The organism is Streptomyces sp. SL06, assembly GCF_058244745.1.
The window spans coordinates 3,091,636-3,109,417 of the sequence record NZ_JBSYOT010000002.1 but is presented as its reverse complement, the minus strand read 5'-3'; the positions used below and the strand labels follow the sequence as shown (position 1 = coordinate 3,109,417).

The 17,782-nt window shown below is 71.2% G+C and carries 18 protein-coding genes and 1 rRNA gene; 14 read left to right on the top strand and 5 right to left on the bottom strand.

Translation table 11 applies throughout. From position 1 onward, the window contains the following. Position 1 precedes the first annotated feature (1 nt). The 9 genes from rrf to AC4IHM_RS14090 all read left to right on the top strand — a co-directional run bounded on the left by rrf (position 2) and on the right by AC4IHM_RS14090 (position 7,161). Positions 2-118, top strand: a 5S ribosomal RNA gene (gene rrf / locus AC4IHM_RS14130). Positions 119-181: 63 nt separating this feature from the next. Then, complete coding sequence (locus tag AC4IHM_RS14125) at positions 182-829, top strand: HAD family hydrolase (RefSeq protein WP_490867396.1); 648 nt, start codon at positions 182-184, stop codon at positions 827-829. 97 nt (positions 830-926) lie between these two features. After that, positions 927-2,171 (top strand): MFS transporter, encoded by a 1,245-nt coding sequence (locus AC4IHM_RS14120; protein ID WP_490867395.1) that lies wholly within the window; start codon positions 927-929, stop codon positions 2,169-2,171. Beyond that, positions 2,122-3,294 carry an acetoin utilization protein AcuC gene (locus tag AC4IHM_RS14115; RefSeq protein ID WP_490867394.1) on the top strand — a complete coding sequence of 391 codons (1,173 nt, stop codon included), beginning with the start codon at positions 2,122-2,124 and terminating at the stop codon, positions 3,292-3,294. The genes AC4IHM_RS14120 and AC4IHM_RS14115 overlap by 50 nt, the downstream gene beginning before the upstream one ends. Before the next feature lie 144 nt (positions 3,295-3,438). Next, on the top strand, positions 3,439-4,254 hold the full coding sequence (locus AC4IHM_RS14110) for a phosphatase (RefSeq protein ID WP_490867393.1): 816 nt from the start codon (positions 3,439-3,441) through the stop codon (positions 4,252-4,254). Positions 4,255-4,383: 129 nt separating this feature from the next. Further along, positions 4,384-4,596, top strand: coding sequence for a helix-turn-helix domain-containing protein (locus AC4IHM_RS14105; RefSeq protein WP_004984898.1), 213 nt, complete (start codon positions 4,384-4,386; stop codon positions 4,594-4,596). A gap of 109 nt (positions 4,597-4,705) precedes the next feature. Further along, a complete protein-coding gene (locus AC4IHM_RS14100) occupies positions 4,706-4,804 on the top strand; it encodes a 30S ribosomal protein bS22 (RefSeq protein WP_003948845.1) in 99 nt (32 codons plus the stop codon). Between the two features lie 189 nt (positions 4,805-4,993). Next, positions 4,994-6,055 (top strand): NAD-dependent epimerase/dehydratase family protein, encoded by a 1,062-nt coding sequence (locus AC4IHM_RS14095; protein ID WP_490867392.1) that lies wholly within the window; start codon positions 4,994-4,996, stop codon positions 6,053-6,055. A gap of 14 nt (positions 6,056-6,069) precedes the next feature. Beyond that, the gene (locus tag AC4IHM_RS14090; RefSeq protein ID WP_490867391.1) at positions 6,070-7,161 is read left to right on the top strand and encodes a lysophospholipid acyltransferase family protein; all 1,092 of its coding nucleotides are present in this window, start codon (positions 6,070-6,072) and stop codon (positions 7,159-7,161) included. A gap of 87 nt (positions 7,162-7,248) precedes the next feature. On the opposite strand, the gene AC4IHM_RS14085 is transcribed toward AC4IHM_RS14090, so the two are convergent. From AC4IHM_RS14085 to AC4IHM_RS14075, 3 genes are all read right to left on the bottom strand, one after another. Further along, entirely contained in the window at positions 7,249-8,493 is a 1,245-nt protein-coding gene (locus tag AC4IHM_RS14085) for a DUF5667 domain-containing protein (protein WP_490867390.1), read from the bottom strand. A gap of 253 nt (positions 8,494-8,746) precedes the next feature. Beyond that, positions 8,747-9,535 (bottom strand): ECF subfamily RNA polymerase sigma factor, BldN family, encoded by a 789-nt coding sequence (locus AC4IHM_RS14080; protein ID WP_490867389.1) that lies wholly within the window; start codon positions 9,533-9,535, stop codon positions 8,747-8,749. A gap of 302 nt (positions 9,536-9,837) precedes the next feature. Further along, on the bottom strand, positions 9,838-10,761 hold the full coding sequence (locus tag AC4IHM_RS14075; RefSeq protein ID WP_490867388.1) for an HAD family hydrolase: 924 nt from the start codon (positions 10,759-10,761) through the stop codon (positions 9,838-9,840). 174 nt (positions 10,762-10,935) lie between these two features. On the opposite strand from AC4IHM_RS14075, the gene AC4IHM_RS14070 reads away from it, so the two are divergent. The 5 genes from AC4IHM_RS14070 (at position 10,936) to AC4IHM_RS14050 (ending at position 16,681) form a co-directional block, all read left to right on the top strand. Next, positions 10,936-11,268, top strand: a complete 333-nt coding sequence (locus AC4IHM_RS14070) for a glutaredoxin family protein (RefSeq protein WP_490867387.1) — start codon at positions 10,936-10,938, stop codon at positions 11,266-11,268. Positions 11,269-11,542: 274 nt separating this feature from the next. Further along, positions 11,543-12,304 carry a redox-sensing transcriptional repressor Rex gene (locus AC4IHM_RS14065; RefSeq protein WP_490867386.1) on the top strand — a complete coding sequence of 254 codons (762 nt, stop codon included), beginning with the start codon at positions 11,543-11,545 and terminating at the stop codon, positions 12,302-12,304. Next, complete coding sequence (locus tag AC4IHM_RS14060) at positions 12,301-14,031, top strand: glutamyl-tRNA reductase (RefSeq protein ID WP_490867385.1); 1,731 nt, start codon at positions 12,301-12,303, stop codon at positions 14,029-14,031. The genes AC4IHM_RS14065 and AC4IHM_RS14060 overlap by 4 nt, the downstream gene beginning before the upstream one ends. Next, positions 14,028-14,987, top strand: coding sequence for a hydroxymethylbilane synthase (hemC, locus tag AC4IHM_RS14055; protein WP_490867384.1), 960 nt, complete (start codon positions 14,028-14,030; stop codon positions 14,985-14,987). The genes AC4IHM_RS14060 and hemC overlap by 4 nt, the downstream gene beginning before the upstream one ends. Further along, complete coding sequence (locus AC4IHM_RS14050; RefSeq protein WP_490867383.1) at positions 14,984-16,681, top strand: bifunctional uroporphyrinogen-III C-methyltransferase/uroporphyrinogen-III synthase; 1,698 nt, start codon at positions 14,984-14,986, stop codon at positions 16,679-16,681. Before hemC ends, AC4IHM_RS14050 begins: the two co-directional genes overlap by 4 nt. On the opposite strand, the gene AC4IHM_RS14045 is transcribed toward AC4IHM_RS14050, so the two are convergent. Beyond that, on the bottom strand, positions 16,674-16,910 hold the full coding sequence (locus AC4IHM_RS14045; protein WP_490867382.1) for a DUF397 domain-containing protein: 237 nt from the start codon (positions 16,908-16,910) through the stop codon (positions 16,674-16,676). The two genes, AC4IHM_RS14050 and AC4IHM_RS14045, sit on opposite strands and share 8 nt — an antisense overlap. Next, the gene (locus tag AC4IHM_RS14040; protein ID WP_490867381.1) at positions 16,907-17,740 is read right to left on the bottom strand and encodes a helix-turn-helix domain-containing protein; all 834 of its coding nucleotides are present in this window, start codon (positions 17,738-17,740) and stop codon (positions 16,907-16,909) included. Before AC4IHM_RS14040 ends, AC4IHM_RS14045 begins: the two co-directional genes overlap by 4 nt. Positions 17,741-17,782: the final 42 nt, after the last annotated feature.

The following is a 17,782-nucleotide window of genomic DNA, read 5'->3' as shown; positions in this document are numbered from 1 at the left end:
TTTCGGTGGTCATGGCGTAGGGGAAACGCCCGGTTACATTTCGAACCCGGAAGCTAAGCCTTACAGCGCCGATGGTACTGCAGGGGGGACCCTGTGGGAGAGTAGGACGCCGCCGAACAATTATTGCGAGGAAACCCCGCACCGGAAACGGTGCGGGGTTTTCTGCGTTTACTGTCTTTGTATGCGCTACGACCTGGTTATCTTCGACAACGACGGCGTCCTCGTCGACAGCGAGCCGATCTCCAACCGGCTCCTCGCCGGCTGGCTGACCGAGCTGGGGCACCCAACGTCGTACGAGGACTCCCTGCGGGACTACATGGGTGCGGCCCTGCACCGGGTGCACGACCTCGTCCTGGAGCGGACCGGGCGGCGGCTGCCCGAGGACTTCGACGATGTCTTCCACGCGCGGGTGTTCGCCGCCTTCGAACGGGACCTGGAGCCCGTGCCCGGGGCCGTCGACGTGCTGGAGAAGCTCGCGGCGGACGAGGTGGCGTACTGCGTGGCGTCGTCGGGGAGCCACGAGCGGATTCGGGTGGGGCACCGCAAGACCGGGCTCGACCGGTGGTTCGACGACGGGCGGATCTTCAGCTCCCAGGACGTGGGCCGGGGCAAGCCGGCGCCGGACCTCTTCCTGTACGCGGCCGAGCGGATGGGTGTTCCGCCGGAGGTGTGCGTCGTGATCGAGGACAGCCCGCTCGGTGTGCGGGCCGCAGTCGCGGCCGGGATGGACGTGTACGGGTTCACCGCGATGACACCGGCGGCGAAACTGTCCGGGGCCACTCGGCTGTTCGGCGACATGGGGGAACTGGCCGGTCTGCTGGCGGACTGACATCGGACCGGCTGTGCCGCGACGCCCGGGAAGCTGAGAAGAATTCATCTTTGGCTGGATCTACCCACGGGTAAGCCGGGGCCCTACGCTCGCCGCCATGACTGATGTGCTGCGGCGCGGCAGGGCCTCGCTCGCGTTCGGCTTCCTCGCCCAGGGCGTCGCCTTCGCGCTGCTTGTCACGCGCATCCCCGCCATCCAGGACCGGTACGGGATCTCCGACGCGCTGCTGCCCGTCTTCCTGGCCGCCGTGCCGATCCTGGCCGGCGTCGGGAGTGTGGTGACCGAGCGTCTGGTGCGGCGGGTGCGGCCGAGCAGCCTGCTGCGCTGGTCCCAGCCGGTGGTGCTCCTGGCCCTGCTCGGCGTCGGGGCGGGGGACCGGGTGGCCGTGCTGGCCGTCGCGCTGGCCGTCTTCGGGCTGGCCGTGGGCGCGCTGGACGCGTCGATGAACATGCTCGGGGTGAGCCTGCAACGGTCGTACGGGCGCAGCATCATGCTGGGGTTCCACGCGGCGTACAGCCTGGGCGGGATTCTGGGGGCCTCGCTGGCCTGGGTGGGGGCGCACTGGGATCTCGCGCTGTGGGTGTCGTATCTGCCGGTCGTCGTGCTGTTGCCGGCCGCGCTGGTGGGGAGCCGGTGGTACGTCGACGGGGACCGCGCCGGTGAGGCCGACGCGGCGGAGGCGTCGCGGGAGGGCGGTGGCGGTGCGGGGATCGCCTTCAAGGTGCTGTTGCCGCTGTGTCTGGTGATGACGTTCGCGTACATCGGGGACTCGACCGTCTCCAACTGGAGTGCGAAGTACCTCCAGGACGTGCTGGGGAGTTCGGAGCAGCTGGCCACCGTGCCGTACAACGTGTACATGGTGACCACGCTGGTGGGGCGGGCCCTGGGGGACTTCGGGGTGCGGAGGTTCGGGGCCGTGGCGGTGGTGCGGAGCGGGGCGGTCGTCGCGGCGGGCGGGTTCGCCGTGGTGGCGGGGGCGCCCGGGGCGTGGGTGGGGATGCTCGGGTTCACCCTGCTGGGGCTGGGGCTGTGTGTGCTGGTGCCGCAGACGTTCGCGGCTGCGGGGCGGCTCGCCGCCGAGCGGGACGGGCGCCCCGGGGCCTCCGACGCGGCGGTGGCGCGGCTCAACGTCTTCAACTACGTCGGGTTTCTGATCGGCTCGCCGTTGGTGGGAGCGCTCGGGGACGCCTGGAGCTACCGCGGGGCGATGCTTGTGCCGATGGTGTTGGTGCTGGTGACGGTCGTGTACGCCAGATCGTTCGAGGCTGGGCCGGACCGATACGGTGGCGGGCATGAGCGGTCGCGCACAGCTGATGTGGGACGAGGCGGTAACGGGCTATGACTTCGGGCCGGACCATCCGATGGATCCGGTCCGGCTCGCCCTGACGCGAAGTCTGGTCGGTGCCCTGGGGCTGGACCGGGGGGTGGATGTCGTCGCGGCGCGGTCGGCCGGGGAGTCGACGCTGCGGCTCGTCCACCGGGAGGACTACATCGACGCGGTGAAGGCGGCGTCGGTGAATCCGCGCGCGGCGGACGTGTCGTACGGGCTCGGGACCATCGACGATCCGGCCTTCGCGGGGATGCACGAGGTGTCCGCGCTGATCGCCGGGCAGTCGGTGGGGGCGGCGGAGGCGGTCTGGCGCGGGGACGCGCTGCACGCGGTGAACTTCGCGGGCGGGCTGCACCACGCGATGCCGGGCGCGGCTTCGGGTTTCTGCGTCTACAACGACGCGGCGCTGGCGATCGCGCGGCTGCTGGAGCTGGGGGCCGAGCGGGTCGCCTATGTGGATGTCGACGTGCATCACGGGGACGGGGTGCAGGCGGCGTTCTGGGAGGACCCGCGGGTTCTCACGGTCTCGCTGCACGAGCATCCGCGGACGCTGTTCCCGGGAACCGGGTGGCCCGAGGAGACGGGCGCCGACGGTGCGGAGGGTACGGCGGTGAACGTGCCGCTTCCGGCCGGGACGGGGGACGCGGGCTGGGTGCGGGCGTTCCACGCGGTGGTGCCGGAGCTGGTCGCGGACTTTCGGCCGCAGGTGTTGGTGACGCAGCACGGGGCGGACACGCACTTCGAGGATCCGCTGGCGCATCTGGCGGTGTCCTTGGACGCGCAGCGGGCGGTGCAGGTGGCGTGCCACGAGCTGGCGCACGAGTACGCCGAGGGGCGTTGGGTGGCGCTGGGCGGGGGTGGATACGCCGTGGTGGAGGTGGTGCCGCGGTCGTGGACGCATCTGGTGGGGATCGCGGTGGGGCGGCCGGTGGAGCCGGAGACGGTGATTCCCGAGGGGTGGCGGCAGGAGGCGTACGCGTGGACGCGGGAGCTTGGGCCGCAGCGGATGACTGACGGGCGGTGGCCGGTGTCGTGGGCGGAGTGGGAGGCGGGGTACGACCCTGCGGACCGGTTGGATCAGGCGGTGGTGGCGGCTCGGCGGGCGGTGTTTCCGTTGCGGGGGCTTTTGCCGTGACCGGGGTTGGTGTGGGGCTTGTTTGCAGTTGAGCCGGTGCCGGGCGGTCCGGGGGTGGGTGTCGCGGCTCGGCGGGCGTGCGCCGAGTGTGGGTAGTTTTCGTGTTCCCCGGTGTCCTGGCGTTCGGCCCGGCAGCATCGGGGTGTGCTGAACCGTGGGGCTCTTCGGGCTCATCTTCTGGATGTTCGGCTTGCCGGGGTGGTGGCGACCGCCCGGGAGGTGAGTCTGCGGAGTTACCGGCTGTTCGCGGCGCGGGATCCGCGGGTGATGCTCGGGATCGACCCGGAAGGTGACTGGGGGCACCGGGAGCTGCTCGGGCTGATGGCCGAGAGGTGTGGCGTTTCGGCCGATCCGCGCGACAATTCGGGCCAGGACGTGATCGACCCGGACCGGACGCTCGCGGCCCTGGACGCCTTCGCCGACCGGCTCGCCGCCGTCGCTCAGCGTCGCGGTCCCGTCCTCCTCGGCACCGGACATCCCCACCGGCTGCTCGGGTTCTACGCCACCTTGGCCGGTGCGCTGTCGGCGGCGGGATGTACTGTCCTCCGCCCGGCGCAGGGTCGCCGTATCGACATAACGACCCGGTTCGGTCTACGCACGTACAACCTCGACTACGTCCGGGGAGTCGGGTTGGTGCGGGAACCCGGCGCCGGGCACGCCGGTGGTGAGCCCGGCGCGCACACGCACTCTCCGCTGCCGGTTCGGACCGCGCTGGCCGCCGCCGCGGCGGCGGGCGGGCCGTTGCCCGAGCTGGTGATCGGGGATCACGGCTGGGTCTGCGGAGCAGGTCAGCTGGGGTTCGAGGCCATCGGTCCGGCCGATACCGACGATCCCGCGCTCTTCGTGGGTGAGGCCGAGGGGCTCGTGTCCGTCGCCGTTCCACTTGATGACGCCGTGCGGTCCGAGTACTACCGGCCGCTTACCCGCTACGTACTCAATCGGGCGTGTCTGTCACGGTAGGGAGGCGATGGGTGCACCTCTTCCCCATTCGCATCACCCGCCCCTACATTGGGGAGTGAGCACGCAGCGACGAAGAGTCACCGGAAGGGGAAGCCGGTGGCCGTCGAGTGCGGAAGGTGCAGGTGTGTCATGGCTGCAGCTGGCGAAAGGCCTCTGAACGAGGTTCAGTTCCTTACCGTGGCGGAAGTCGCCTCGGTGATGCGCGTGTCCAAGATGACCGTGTACCGGTTGGTGCACAGCGGTCATCTGCCCGCGATCCGGGTGGGACGGTCGTTCCGTGTCCCGGAGCAAGCGGTTCACGAGTACCTCCGCGAGAGTTACGTGGGGGTGGAAACGGCCTGACATCCCTCGATTACGACCTCAGCGCTCGGGCGGGTAGGCTGGCCCCTCGTAGGTCGTGTGGGCCCATGGCGCCCAACAACCGAGTGATGAGAAGTGAGCGAGGGTAGTCGTGGGCTCTGTTATCAAGAAGCGGCGCAAGCGGATGGCCAAGAAGAAGCACCGCAAGCTGCTGAAGCGCACGCGCGTTCAGCGTCGCAACAAGAAGTAGGCGACGCCGCGCCGTCAGCGTGTCCTGTGGCCCCCCACCGCGTCCGGTGGGGGGCCGCGGTCGTTCGGCCGCGTTTTTCCGTCACCTGGCGCGCCCGAGGGTCGTCACCGCGCAACACCGACCGGCTAAGTTGGCCCGCAGACGGGGAACGCGGCAGGTACGGAGCGGGGCGGAAGGAAGGCGCTGATCTTGGGCAAGGTCGTGCTCGTGACCGGAGTGGCCCGTCCGCTGGGAGGCCGCTTCGTGCGGCGCGTCCAGCGTGATCCCGACGTGGACCGGGTCGTCGGCGTGGACGCGGTCGCGCCCCAGCACCATCTGGGCGGCGCCGAGTTCGTCCGGGCCGACATCCGGCAGTCGGCCATCGGGCGGGTGCTCGCCGAGTCGGGCGCCGACACGGTCGTCCACATGGACGTCACGGGCACGCCGTTGGGCAGCGGCAGCCGTACGTCGGTCAAGGAGACCAACGTCATCGGCACGATGCAGTTGCTCGGTGCCTGCCAGAAGTCGCCGACCGTGCGGCGGCTCGTGGTGAAGTCCAGTACGAACGTCTACGGGTCCGCGCCCCGCGACCCGGCCGTCTGCACCGAGACCACCGCGCCCAAGTCCCTGCCCAGCGGCGGCTTCGCCAAGGACGCCGTCGAGGTCGAGGGGTATGTACGGGGCTTCGCGCGCCGTCGGCCCGATGTCGCGGTGACCGTGCTGCGGTTCGCCAACATCCTCGGCCCGGCCGCGGACACGCCGCTCGCCTCGTATCTGGCGCTGCCGGTGCTGCCGACGGTGTTCGGCTACGACCCGCGGCTGCAGTTCGTGCACGAGGACGACGTGATCGAGGTGCTGCGGCTCTCCTCGCACGAGCCGCGCCGGGGCACGCTGAACAGCGGGACCTTCAACATCGCGGGCGACGGTGTGCTGCTGCTCTCCCAGTGCTCGCGCCGGCTGGGCCGCCCGACGGTGCCGCTGCTGCTGCCCGCGGTCACCTGGGCGGGCTCGCTCGTGCGTACGCTGGGGATGACGGACTTCTCCCCGGAGCAGATCCGGCTGCTCACCCACGGACGGGTGGTGGACACCACGCAGATGCGCGAGACCCTCGGTTTCCGGCCGAAGTACACGACGGCCGGGGCGTTCGCGGAGTTCGCGCGCGGCCGCGGTGCCGGCCTGCTGCCGCCCGAGGCCCTCGCGGGGGCCGTCGACCGGATCGCGGAGCTGTCCCTGCGGGACAGTGGCCACCTCCCGACGCAGAGCGCCAACTGAGGAGCGCATCAACGATGGCGGACGCCAAGGTCATTCCGTTCGACGACGACCGGTCGCGGGGGAGCGGCACGAGCGGCGGCAGCGCGGCACAGCGCCCGTCGCGGCGCCGTGGCGCGGGGAGCCGGCGCAAGGGCGCGGCCGAGTCCGTGCCGGTACGCGAGGTACAGCCGCTGCCCACGCGCGGGGCCGCGCACGACGATGTCCCCGCGACCGATGACGCGTCCGGGGCGTCCGGGGTGGGGCCGCAGGACGCGGACGGCGCGGACGGCGGTCTGGAGCGGCGGGTCGCGAGCGGCCTTGCCTTCCTGCGCCGGCGCCTCACCGGTGAGTACGAGGTCGACGACTTCGGCTACGACGCCGAACTGACCGACCAGGTGCTGATGTCCCTGCTGCGCCCGATGTACGAGAAGTACTTCCGGGTCGAGGTGAAGGGCGTGGAGAACATCCCGGCGCGGGGCGGTGCGCTGATCGTCGCCAACCACTCCGGGACGCTGCCGCTCGACGGCCTGATGATGCAGGTCGCCGTGCACGACCACCATCCGGCCGACCGGCATCTGCGGCTGCTGGCGGCGGACCTGGTGTTCGTGCTGCCGGTGGTCAACGAGCTGGCCCGCAAGCTCGGCCACACGCTGGCCTGTGCGGAGGACGCCGAACGGCTGCTCGCGCAGGGGGAACTGGTCGGGGTGATGCCGGAGGGATTCAAGGGCATCGGCAAGCCGTTCGGCGAGCGCTACAAGCTCCAGCGGTTCGGGCGCGGCGGCTTCGTGTCCACGGCGCTGCGGCAGGGCGCGCCGATCATTCCGTGCTCGATCGTGGGGGCGGAGGAGATCTACCCGATGATCGGCAACTCCAAGACGCTGGCGCGGCTGCTCGGCTTCCCGTACTTCCCGCTCACGCCGACCTTTCCCTGGCTGGGTCCGCTGGGCGCGGTGCCGCTGCCGACGAAGTGGACGATCCAGTTCGGGGAGCCGATTCCGACGGACGGCTACGCACCGGAGGCGGCCGAGGATCCGATGCTGATGTTCAACCTGACGGACCAGGTGCGGGAGCAGATCCAGCACACGCTCTACAAGTTGCTGGTGCAGCGCCGGTCGGTGTTCTTCTGACGGCCTGCCTTCTTCCGAGGTGCGACGCGGTACGACGGTGGGTGCCCCCTGCGCAAGGAGCACCCACCGTCGTATGCCGTCGTCGGCTCAGTCCGCGTCCTCCGCGTCGATGCCCAGGCCGGGCAGGAGACCAGGGAGCAGGGGCGGGAGGGTGACGTCCGGCCGTGTGGGCGGGGTGTTGTCGCCCGTCGACGGAGAGGCGTTGCCCGTGTTCTTCGGCGGGTCGAGCAGGCCGCCGGTGCCGCCGCCGAGCAGGCCCTCGTGCTCCTGGCCGGTGTCGGCCGACTCACTGGGGCTGCCGCTGTCGGTGCGCCCGCGCTCGGACGTGCCGTCACTGCCGGTGCCGGGCGCCGACGGACGGTCGGAGCCGGGGGTGTCGGTGGTCGCCGACTCGGAGCCGCCGGGCCGGCCGCCGTCTCCCTTGTCGTCGTCCCGGGACGGTGGCTGCGGCAGCATGGAGCGCAGCGGGGCCACGTCGTCGTCTATGGCGTCGAACACCGACGACACCTGCTCACTGACGTCCCCCAGCTGCACGGGCAACTGCTCGCGCAGTGCTCCCCAGGTGTCCCGGTGGGAGCGGGAGAAGGTGGAGAGGGCCTGCATGGGTGCCAGCGACTCGGGGTCGTGGGCGTAGACCGCGCTGAGCAGGCGGTGGCCCTCGGACGCGTCGTGCCGCATGCCGGACAGGGCGCGGCGGACCTCGCCGAGGGACTCGTGGTCGAGGGGCCCGCTGCGGCCGCGCTCCATCAGCCGGCGTGCCTCGCTCAGCCGGGTCGAGGCCAGGTCCAGATAGGCCCGGCCGCGCTCGTCGTCCCCGTCGGTGAGGCCGAGGCGGAAGTCCTCTATGCCGCGCTTGAGGCCGTAGAGCGAGTCGCCGGGCAGGGCGTCCGAACTGGCGGCGGCGACTCCGCCGAAGGCTCCGGCGGCCACGCTCACGCTCAGTCCGCCCGCGGTGAGGCCCTTGGCCAGCCGCGAGCGGGGCCGGAACCTGCGCAGTGGGGCCGCCCGGTGGGTGCCGCGCGCCCGGCGCTGTTCCGGTACCGACGTGTCCGTCGCCCCGCCGCCCGCGGTGCCCTCTTGCAGCATGGCCTCGAAGGCGGCCACGAGCTGGGCCCGCTGGACGACCTTGACCTCGGGATCCAGCTGAGGCCGGGGCAGCGACTCCAGACCGCGGGCGAGGGTCGTCAGACGACCCCGCTCGGTCGGTTCCGCGATGGCCCCGGCGGTGGCCGGTCCTCCGGACTGCTCGGCCGCCGCCCCGGGATCGGGCTGCTCCTCCAGAGCCTGGGCGAAGGCGTTCGCCCGCCGGTGTGCCGATACGTTCGCGATCACTGGCGGCACCTCCTCTCGTCATGACGGTCGACTCCCCAGGGGGTCCTGAGGGTTGCACGCCCTGATCGGAACCATCCGATCGTGTGATCGGAGTCGGCCAGGGAGTGACCACAGGGAGCCTGCATCCCGCACAACGAGCGGCGCGGCACTTGGGTTACGGATGGTGGATGATCGGACCGCGGACTCAACAGACTCTCACCGGTGGTGACTTGGGGAATGCGGAGGGTTGCGGCGCCCCGGGGGTGCCGGAAGATCAGCGAACGTCGTCCGGGAGCAGCCGGGCGAGGGTGCGTACGGCCCGGTACTGGAGCGTCTTGATGGCGCCCTCGTTCTTGCCCATGACGCGGGCGGTCTCGGCGACCGAGAGGCCCTGGAGGAAGCGCAGGGTGACGCACTCCTGCTGCTGCGGGTTGAGCCGTCGTACGGCGTCCAGCAGGGCGGCGTTGGAGAGCGATTCGAGGACGGAGTCCTCGGGGGACCGCTCGACCTCGTTGGCGTCGAGCATCTCGCCGGTGGTGACCTCCAGCCGGAAGCGGCTGGACTTGAAGTGGTCGGCGACCAGATTGCGGGCGATGGTCACGAGCCAGGCGCCGAAGTCGCGGCCCTGCCAGGTGAAGGTGCCGATGCGCCGCAGGGCCCGCAGAAAGGTCTCGCTGGTGAGGTCCTCGGCGGTCGCCTTGCCGCCCACGCGGTAGTAGATGTAGCGGTAGACGGTGTCGCTGTACTGGTCGTAGAGCCGGCCGAAGGCGTCGGCCTCGCCGGCCTGGGCGCGTTCGACCAGGTCCATCATGCGGGCGCTGTCGCTGTCCGCGGCGGGGCGGCGGTGGGTGGTGGCGGCCCCGGACGAGGACGACCGCGCGCGTCGGCCGACGGCGGCGCTCCCTTCGGCCAGCGCGTAGCACGGGCCGACGGGGGCGATGGCAAGGGCGGGGACGGCATACGCGGCGGTGGGGACGAAGCCGCGCAAGAGGTCTTGGGCTGATTTGACCGTTGCGCGCAGCGTAGCCAGGCCCGAGGCGTCAACCCCGACGTGTGGGTACACGGGACTCCCAGAGGCAGAGCTTCCATCACGTGCAGTACGGAACCATTCACCCGTCGTAGCGAAGGTGGGGCACCGGAATGCGTCTGAGGAGAATAACGCTTCGTGCAGACGCCGCTACGCCCAGTTGCTCAAATCATCGATTACGTCGCTTCTGTGCCCGATTGACGCTCGATCAGGTGCGACAGAGTGATCGCTTGATGACCGGAACGGTTCGGAATCTTGGTGACTACAGAGCGTGTTGTGCTCGATGTGGGCCATGGGGACTGGAGGGGGTGTCCCGCGGGTACGTCACCCCGATTGGGTCACCGGCGGCGGCGGTGCAGCGCGATGGCCGCCGCGGTGCCGCCGGCCACCGCCCCGACGCCCGCGGCCGCCGGGATGCCGACCTTGGCCGCCTTGCGGCCGGTGCGGTAGTCGCGCAGGCGCCACTCCAGCTCCCGGGCGTGCTTGCGCAGCTTGGAGTCCGGGTTGATCGCGTACGGATGCCCGACCAGCGACAGCATCGGGATGTCGTTGTGGGAGTCGCTGTAGGCGGCGCAGCGGGACAGGTCCAGGTCCTCCGCCGCGGCCAGCGCCCGCACCGCCTCGGCCTTCGCGGGGCCGTGCAGCGGTTCGCCGACCAGCTTGCCGGTGTAGACGCCGCCGATCGACTCGGCCACCGTGCCGAGCGCGCCGGTCAGTCCGAGGCGGCGGGCGATCACCTGGGCGATCTCCACCGGGGCCGCCGTGACCAGCCAGACCCGCTGCCCCGCGTCCAGGTGGGCCTGCGCGAGGGCGCGGGTGCCCGGCCAGATCCGCTCGGCCATGTACTCGTCGTAGATCTCCTCGCCGATCGACTTCAGCTCGGAGACGCGGTGGCCCTTGACGATGGACAGCGCGGAGTCGCGGGCGTCCTGCATGTGTTCGGGGTCCTCGAACCCGGCGAGCCGGAACCACGCCTGCTGCCAGGCGAACCGGGCCAGGTCGCGGGTCTCGAAGAACTTCCGCTTGTACAGGCCGCGCCCGAAGTGGAAGATCGCGGCGCCCTGCATCACGGTGTTGTCCAGGTCGAAGAAGGCGGCGGCCCGGTCGTCGCCGTGGACCGGGAACTCCGGTTCCTCGCCCGGGTCGGCAGGGGCGGTGTCCTGGGCGGATTTGCGGGCGGCCTCCGCCGAGGCCTCGCCTGCCAACACGCTCCGCGCGGTGGCTGAGCGCCTGCGGGGGGTGAGCCATCGAAGAGCGGCCATGCCCGTGAGCATAGCCAGTTTGTTCGGAGGCTTCGGAGCCGAGAGGTTCGCGGGCTGTGAACTCTCGGCGACCGGGTCGTTAAAGGACCGCCCCCGCGGGCGCGCCGGCCCGCCGGTCCGGCAGGCGATCCGCCCGCCGCCGAGGGGTCGGCCCGCGCCGCCCCGCGCGCGAGAATGGCCGGCATGAGTCCCCTCTTCCGCCGGAAGCCCGCGCAGACCTCCGGGGCCCCGCGGCCCGCGCAGTCCCCCGAGCACTCCGAGAACCATCTCGTCACCCTCATCCGCAAACCCGGCTGTCATCTGTGTGATGACGCACAGCTCGTCGTCGAGAAGGTGTGCGGCGACCTCGGTGTCCCCTGGGAGGGGAAGGACATCACCCAGGACCGCCGGCTTTACGACGAGTACTGGGAGCAGATCCCGGTCGTCCTCGTCGACGGCAGGCAGCACACCTTCTGGCGTGTGAACGAGGAAAGACTGCGCAAGGTACTGACCGACCAGTCCAAGTAGTCCGTATGGTCGCTTAGGATCGATGGTGACCAGGTCTCGGGGGCGTTGATCGTGAGGAGCGTGTACGGCTTTGCCCCCAATGAGTGAGGAACGTGCGTGCGTATGCGCCGGTTCCCGACCCGTGCGCCGGGGGCGCGTGACCCCGGTCACGTTGGCCGGGCAAATCGGACACCATCTTTGTGCACGCGTTCACAAAGACATAGCCTGCATTCGACGGGGCGGTCATGTAGGGACGTATGACCGCCTACAGCCCCGCTCTACCCGCAGGAGCACCGTGGCAACTGGCCGAACACATCGACCGGCGACCCGCAGCCGAGGGATTCCCGAGGCCACCGTCGCCAGGCTTCCGCTGTACCTCCGCGCCCTCACCGCGCTCTCCGAGCGCTCGGTGCCCACGGTCTCCTCCGAGGAGCTGGCGGCCGCGGCGGGAGTCAACTCCGCGAAGCTGCGCAAGGACTTCTCCTACCTCGGCTCCTACGGCACCCGGGGCGTCGGCTACAACGTCGAGTATCTCGTCTACCAGATCTCCCGCGAACTCGGCCTCACCCAGGACTGGCCGGTTGTGATCGTGGGAATCGGCAACCTCGGTGCCGCGCTCGCCAACTACGGCGGCTTCGCCTCCCGCGGATTCCGGGTCGCCGCGCTCATCGACGCCGATCCGGGGATGGCCGGAAAGCCCGTCGCCGGCATCCCGGTGCAGCACACCGACGAGCTGGAGAAGATCATCCAGGACGACGGCGTCTCCATCGGCGTGATCGCGACCCCCGCCGGCGCCGCCCAGCAGGTCTGCGACCGGCTCGTGGCCGCCGGTGTCACCTCCATCCTGAACTTCGCGCCGACCGTGCTGAACGTCCCCGAGGGCGTCGACGTGCGCAAGGTCGACCTCTCCATCGAGCTGCAGATCCTCGCCTTCCACGAGCAGCGCAAGGCCGGCGAGGAGGCCGCGGCCGAGGGGGTCGCGCCGCCCGCCGCCCGCAAGCAGCACCCCACCGACAAGGGACCGGAGGGGGACGTACCCGCCGTGATGCCGGCATGACCCTTCTCGTCGTCGGGCTGAGCCACCGCAGCGCCCCCGTCAGCGTCCTTGAGCGCGCCTCGCTGAGCGCGGAGGCCCAGCTCAAGCTGCTCCAGGACACGGTCGCCGCCGAACCGGCCGCCGAGGCCGCGGTGCTGGCCACCTGCAACCGCATCGAGCTGTACGCCGACGTGGACAAGTTCCACGCCGGTGTCGCCGAGCTGTCCACGCTGCTCGCCCAGCACAGCGGGGTCGGCCTGGAGGAACTCACCCCCCATCTCTACGTGCACTACGAGGACCGGGCCGTCCACCACCTGTTCTCGGTGGCGTGCGGGCTCGATTCGATGGTGGTGGGCGAGGGGCAGATCCTCGGCCAGATGAAGGACTCCCTGGCCAGGGCGCAGGACCTGCACACCGCCGGGCGGCTGCTCAACGACCTGTTCCAGCAGGCGCTGCGGGTCGGCAAGCGGGCCCACTCCGAGACCGGCATCGACCGCGCCGGGCAGTCCCTGGTCACCTTCGGACTGGAACAGCTGTCCGCGAGAGCCGGCGTCCAGAAGTGGGCGCGGGGCAAGAGGGCCCTGGTCATCGGCGCCGGTTCGATGTCCTCGCTGGCCGCCGCCACGCTGGCGCGGTCCGGTGTCTGCGAGATCGTGGTCGCCAACCGCACCTTCGAGCGCGCCGAGCGCCTCGCGCAGATCCTTTCCGAGGGCGACGACACGGACGTGCTGGCCCGCGCGGTACCGATGGACTCGGTGCCGGACGAGCTGACACGTGCCGACGTGGCCGTCTCCTGCACCGGTGCGACCGGTCTCGTCCTCACGGCCGACGCCGTGGCGGCGACGGTCCAGGGCCGTACCGGCGCCCCCGTCGCCGAGACCGGCGGGGCGGGTACCGCCGAGGGCCGCGGCACCGGCGTACCGGACACGACGCGGAGCGCCGAGACGTCCGCGCCGGGCACCGGCGGCGACGAGAACTGCCCCCTGGACCTGTCCTCGGTGCCCTCCGGCTTCTCCGTCATGGGAGAGGCCGCCGTGGCGGGCATGGACGCGGCGACGCTGGAGCAGCACGGGGCCTGGGCGGCGGGCGGCACGGCCGTGGACCGCGCGCGCGAGAGCGGGCGGCCGGGCGCCGAGGCGGACGCCGAGCTGATCGGCGCGCTCGCCGCGACCGCCGTGAGCGCCGGCCGGATCCCCGAGCGCCGCCGGCCCGAGCCGGTCGCCGAGGTGCCGCGCCCGCAGCCCGTGCTCTTCCTCCTCGACCTCGCCATGCCGCGCGACATCGACACCGCGGTGCACCGGCTGGCCGGAGTGCGGCTGGTGGACATCGAGTCGCTCGCCGACGCGTCGGCCGACGCGCCCATGGCCTCCGACGTCGAGACCGTCCGCCGGATCGTCGCCGACGAGGTCGCCGCGTTCGGCGCCGCCCAGCGGGCCGCGCACATCACGCCCACCGTCGTCGCGCTGCGCAGCAAGGCCGCCGATGTCGTGGCCGGCGAGATCGCCCGGCTTGAGGGGCGGCTGCCCGGCCTCGACGACAAGCACCGCGCCGAGATCACCCAGACCGTCAAGCGTGTGGTCGACAAGCTGCTGCACGCGCCGACGGTGCGGGTCAAGCAGCTCGCCGCGGAACCCGGCGGTGCCGGGTACGCGGACGCGCTGCGCACCCTGTTCGACCTCGACCAGGAGACGGTGGCCTCCGTCTCCCGCGCCGGGAACAGCACTGAGAAGAACCGAGGGCCGGCATGACTGAGAAGGCACTGAGGCTGGGGACCAGGCGGAGCAAGCTCGCCATGGCCCAGTCCGGCCAGGTGGCGGACGCCGTGAGCCAGGTGACCGGTCGGCCCGTTGAGCTGGTCGAGATCACCACGTACGGCGACACGTCGCGAGAGCATCTGGCGCAGATCGGCGGCACGGGCGTGTTCGTGGCCGCGCTGCGCGACGCGCTGCTGCGGGGGGAGGTGGACTTCGCGGTTCACTCGCTCAAGGACCTCCCCACCGCGCGGCACGAGGCACTGGTGGTGGCCGCCGTGCCGGTGCGCGAGGACCCGCGGGACGTGCTCGTCGCCCGGGACGCGCGCAAGTTCACCGACCTGCCCCGCGGGGCGCGCGTCGGCACGGGCGCGCCGCGTCGCATGGCGCAGCTCAACGCGTACGCCCGCACCCACGGGCTGGAGATCGAGACGGTCCCGATCCGGGGCAACGTCGACACGCGCATCGGATACGTCCGCGGCGGTGAGCTGGACGCCGTCGTGCTGGCCGCCGCCGGACTCAACCGGGTCGGTCGCATCGACGAGGTGACCGACTTCCTGTCGGTCGACACGGTTTTGCCGGCCCCCGGCCAGGGGGCACTGGCGGTCGAATGTCCCGCGGACAACGCGGAACTGACCGCCGCGCTCGCCGAACTCGACGACCCGTTCACGCGGGTCGCCACAACGGCCGAGCGGTCACTGCTCGCCGCCCTGGAGGCCGGTTGCAGCGCACCTGTGGGCGCGCTGGCCGACCTTCTGGCCGACGGGCAGACTGTCAAGGAAATGCGCCTGCGCGGCGTCGTCGGCACGACCGACGGCTCGACGCTGGTGCAGCTGTCCACCACCGGTCCCGTGCCCGAGACGCACGAGGCGGCGCTGGCACTCGGTCGCGAACTCGCCACCGAGATGCTCGCCCAGGGCGCGGCCGGTCTGATGGGGGAGCGAGCACATTGAGCCCCACCACCTTTCCCGCCGGTCCGGAACACGGGCACGTCACCTTCCTGGGTGCCGGACCCGGAGATCCGGGACTGCTGACTCTGCGCGCCGTGGAGGCGCTGGCGCACGCGGACGTTCTCGTCGCCGAGCACGAGGTGCTCGACGTCGTACGCACGCATGCGCGGCAGGGCGTGTCGGAAGTGCACACGGATGCCGATCCGTCGGATCCGGGCACAGGCGCGCCCCAGCTGACGGTTGTTGACGGTGCGTCAACAACCGTGGGCGTCCCCGCTGTGCGGGATGCCGCACATCTTGTCATGGAGGCCGCGCGGGGCGGCAGGCGGGTCGTGCGTGCGGTGACCGGGGATCCCGGGCTCGACGCGTACGCCGCCGGGGAGATGCTGGCGTGCGCCGCGGCCGGGGTGCCCTTCGAGGTCGTCCCCGGTATCGCGAACGCCGTGGGCGTGCCCGCGTACGCCGGTGTACCGCTGCGGGACGCCGAGGGCGCCGATGTGCGGTTCGTGGACGCCCGTACGGCGTCGAACCGCTGCTGGACCGAGGTGGGCGCCTCCGACGGGACGGTCGTCGTGTCGACGACGCTGGACTCGGTGGCCGCGGCCGCCGGTGAGCTGGTGTCGGCGGGCCGCAAGCCGGACACCCCGATGACGGTCACGATCGCCGGTACGACGACGCGGCAGCGCACCTGGGAGGCGACGCTCGGCACGGTCGCGCAGACCCTGAAGCAGGCGAAGGTGCTGCCGTCCCCGGACGGCGACCGTCCGGTGATAGCCGTGGTCGGCGAGCGTTCCGCCTCCGCCCGGCGCGACCAGCTGTCGTGGTTCGAGTCCAAACCGCTGTTCGGCTGGAAGGTCCTCGTGCCGCGTACGAAGGAGCAGGCGGCGTCGCTCTCCGACCAACTGCGGTCGTACGGGGCCGTGCCGAGCGAGGTGCCGACCATCGCGGTCGAGCCGCCGCGCACGCCCCAGCAGATGGAGCGGGCGGTCAAGGGCCTGGTGACCGGCCGCTACGAGTGGATCGCGTTCACGTCGGTCAACGCGGTCAAGGCGGTCCGGGAGAAGTTCGAGGAGTACGGTCTCGACGCCCGTGCCTTCGCGGGCATCAAGGTCGCCGCGGTGGGCGAGCAGACGGCCAAGGCCCTGATCGCCTTCGGTGTGAAGCCGGACCTGGTGCCGAGCGGTGAGCAGTCCGCCGCCGGTCTGCTGGAGGACTGGCCCCCCTACGACCCGGTCTTCGACCCGATCGACCGGGTCTTCCTGCCCCGTGCCGACATCGCCACGGAGACCCTGGTCGCCGGTCTGATCGAGCTGGGCTGGGAGGTCGACAACGTCACCGCCTACCGCACGGTGCGCGCCTCGCCGCCCCCGGCCACGACCCGGGAGGCCATCAAGGGCGGCGGCTTCGACGCGGTGCTCTTCACGTCGTCGTCCACGGTCCGCAACCTGGTCGGCATCGCGGGCAAGCCGCACAACGTCACGGTGATCGCGTGCATCGGCCCGGCGACGGCCAAGACGGCCGAGGAACACGGCCTGCGCGTCGACGTCATGGCCCCCGAACCGTCCGCACTGAGGCTGGCGGAGGCCCTCGCCGACTTCGGCCTGCGCCGCCGCGCGGCGGCCATCGAGGCCGGGGACCCGGTGACCCGGCCGAGCGAACGGCGACCGGGGTCGCGCAGGCGGCGGTCTTCTACGTGAGGTGAGACGGGGCGCCCTGTGCGGGGCGCCCCGCGGTCGTTTCGACGAACGCCGCCCAGGTGGCGGGGGCGAGGGTGAGGCGGGGGCCGGACGGGTTCTTGGAGTCGCGGACGAGGACGGCCGCCAGAGTGTTGGCGACCTCGACGCAAGAAGGACCGTCGTCCGAGCTGTAACTGCTCTTTATCCACTCCGGGGTGCCATCGGCTCCGGCAGAGGGCTTGAGGGTCATGACTCTCCCAGCACTGTCTCGATGAAGGCCAGCGACTCTCGGGGCGTGAGAGCCTGCGCGCGGATGATCCCATAGCGCATGTCGAGGACCGTGGTCTCTTTCGGCTCGATGATCACGCGGTTGGTCAGCTGCACTTCGTTCAGACCCACCGCCATCCCATCCTTGAGCTTGAGCAGTCGGAAGGGTCCGCCGAGACCGGAGTTCTCTTCCCGGCTCAGTGGCAGCACTTGGAGATCGACGTTTCGCAGCCGGGCCACTTCCAACAACCGTTCGATCTGATCACGCATCACCATATTGCCCCCGATCATGCGACGCAGCGTCGCCTCGCACAGCACAAAGCTGAGGAGCGGGCGCCCTGTTGGCGCGCAGAGGATTTCCTGGCGGGCCAGCCGAGCGGCCACCCGCCGTTCCAGCTCCTCCTCCGTGAACTGCGGCCGACGTGAGCTGAACACGGCCCGCGCATATGTCTCGGTCTGCAACAGCCCGTCGATCACGGAGTTGTTGTAGGAGCAGATCTCGACGGCTTCCGCCTCCAGGCGCTTCACGTCGCGGACCTTCTTCGGGTACCGGGCCTCCGCCACGTCCCCCTTCATCGCCGCGATCCTCCCGCCCGCGTTCAATGCCTCGTCGGCCGCGTCCAGGTACTCGGGGCGGGGGATCCGGCGGCCCCGTTCCACCGAGGAGACCAGTTCCTCTCCGTAGCCGATGGCCGCTCCGAACTCCGCCTGGGTGAGGCCGGCCGACTCGCGCCACAGCTTCAACTGCCGTACGACGGCCCGCATCACCGCCCCGGCCTCCTCGTCGTCCGGGCCCGCTTCCCACTCGTTCATGTCCGCAGTCCTCTCCTTTCCGGCAAACCTCCGGTGTCCTTG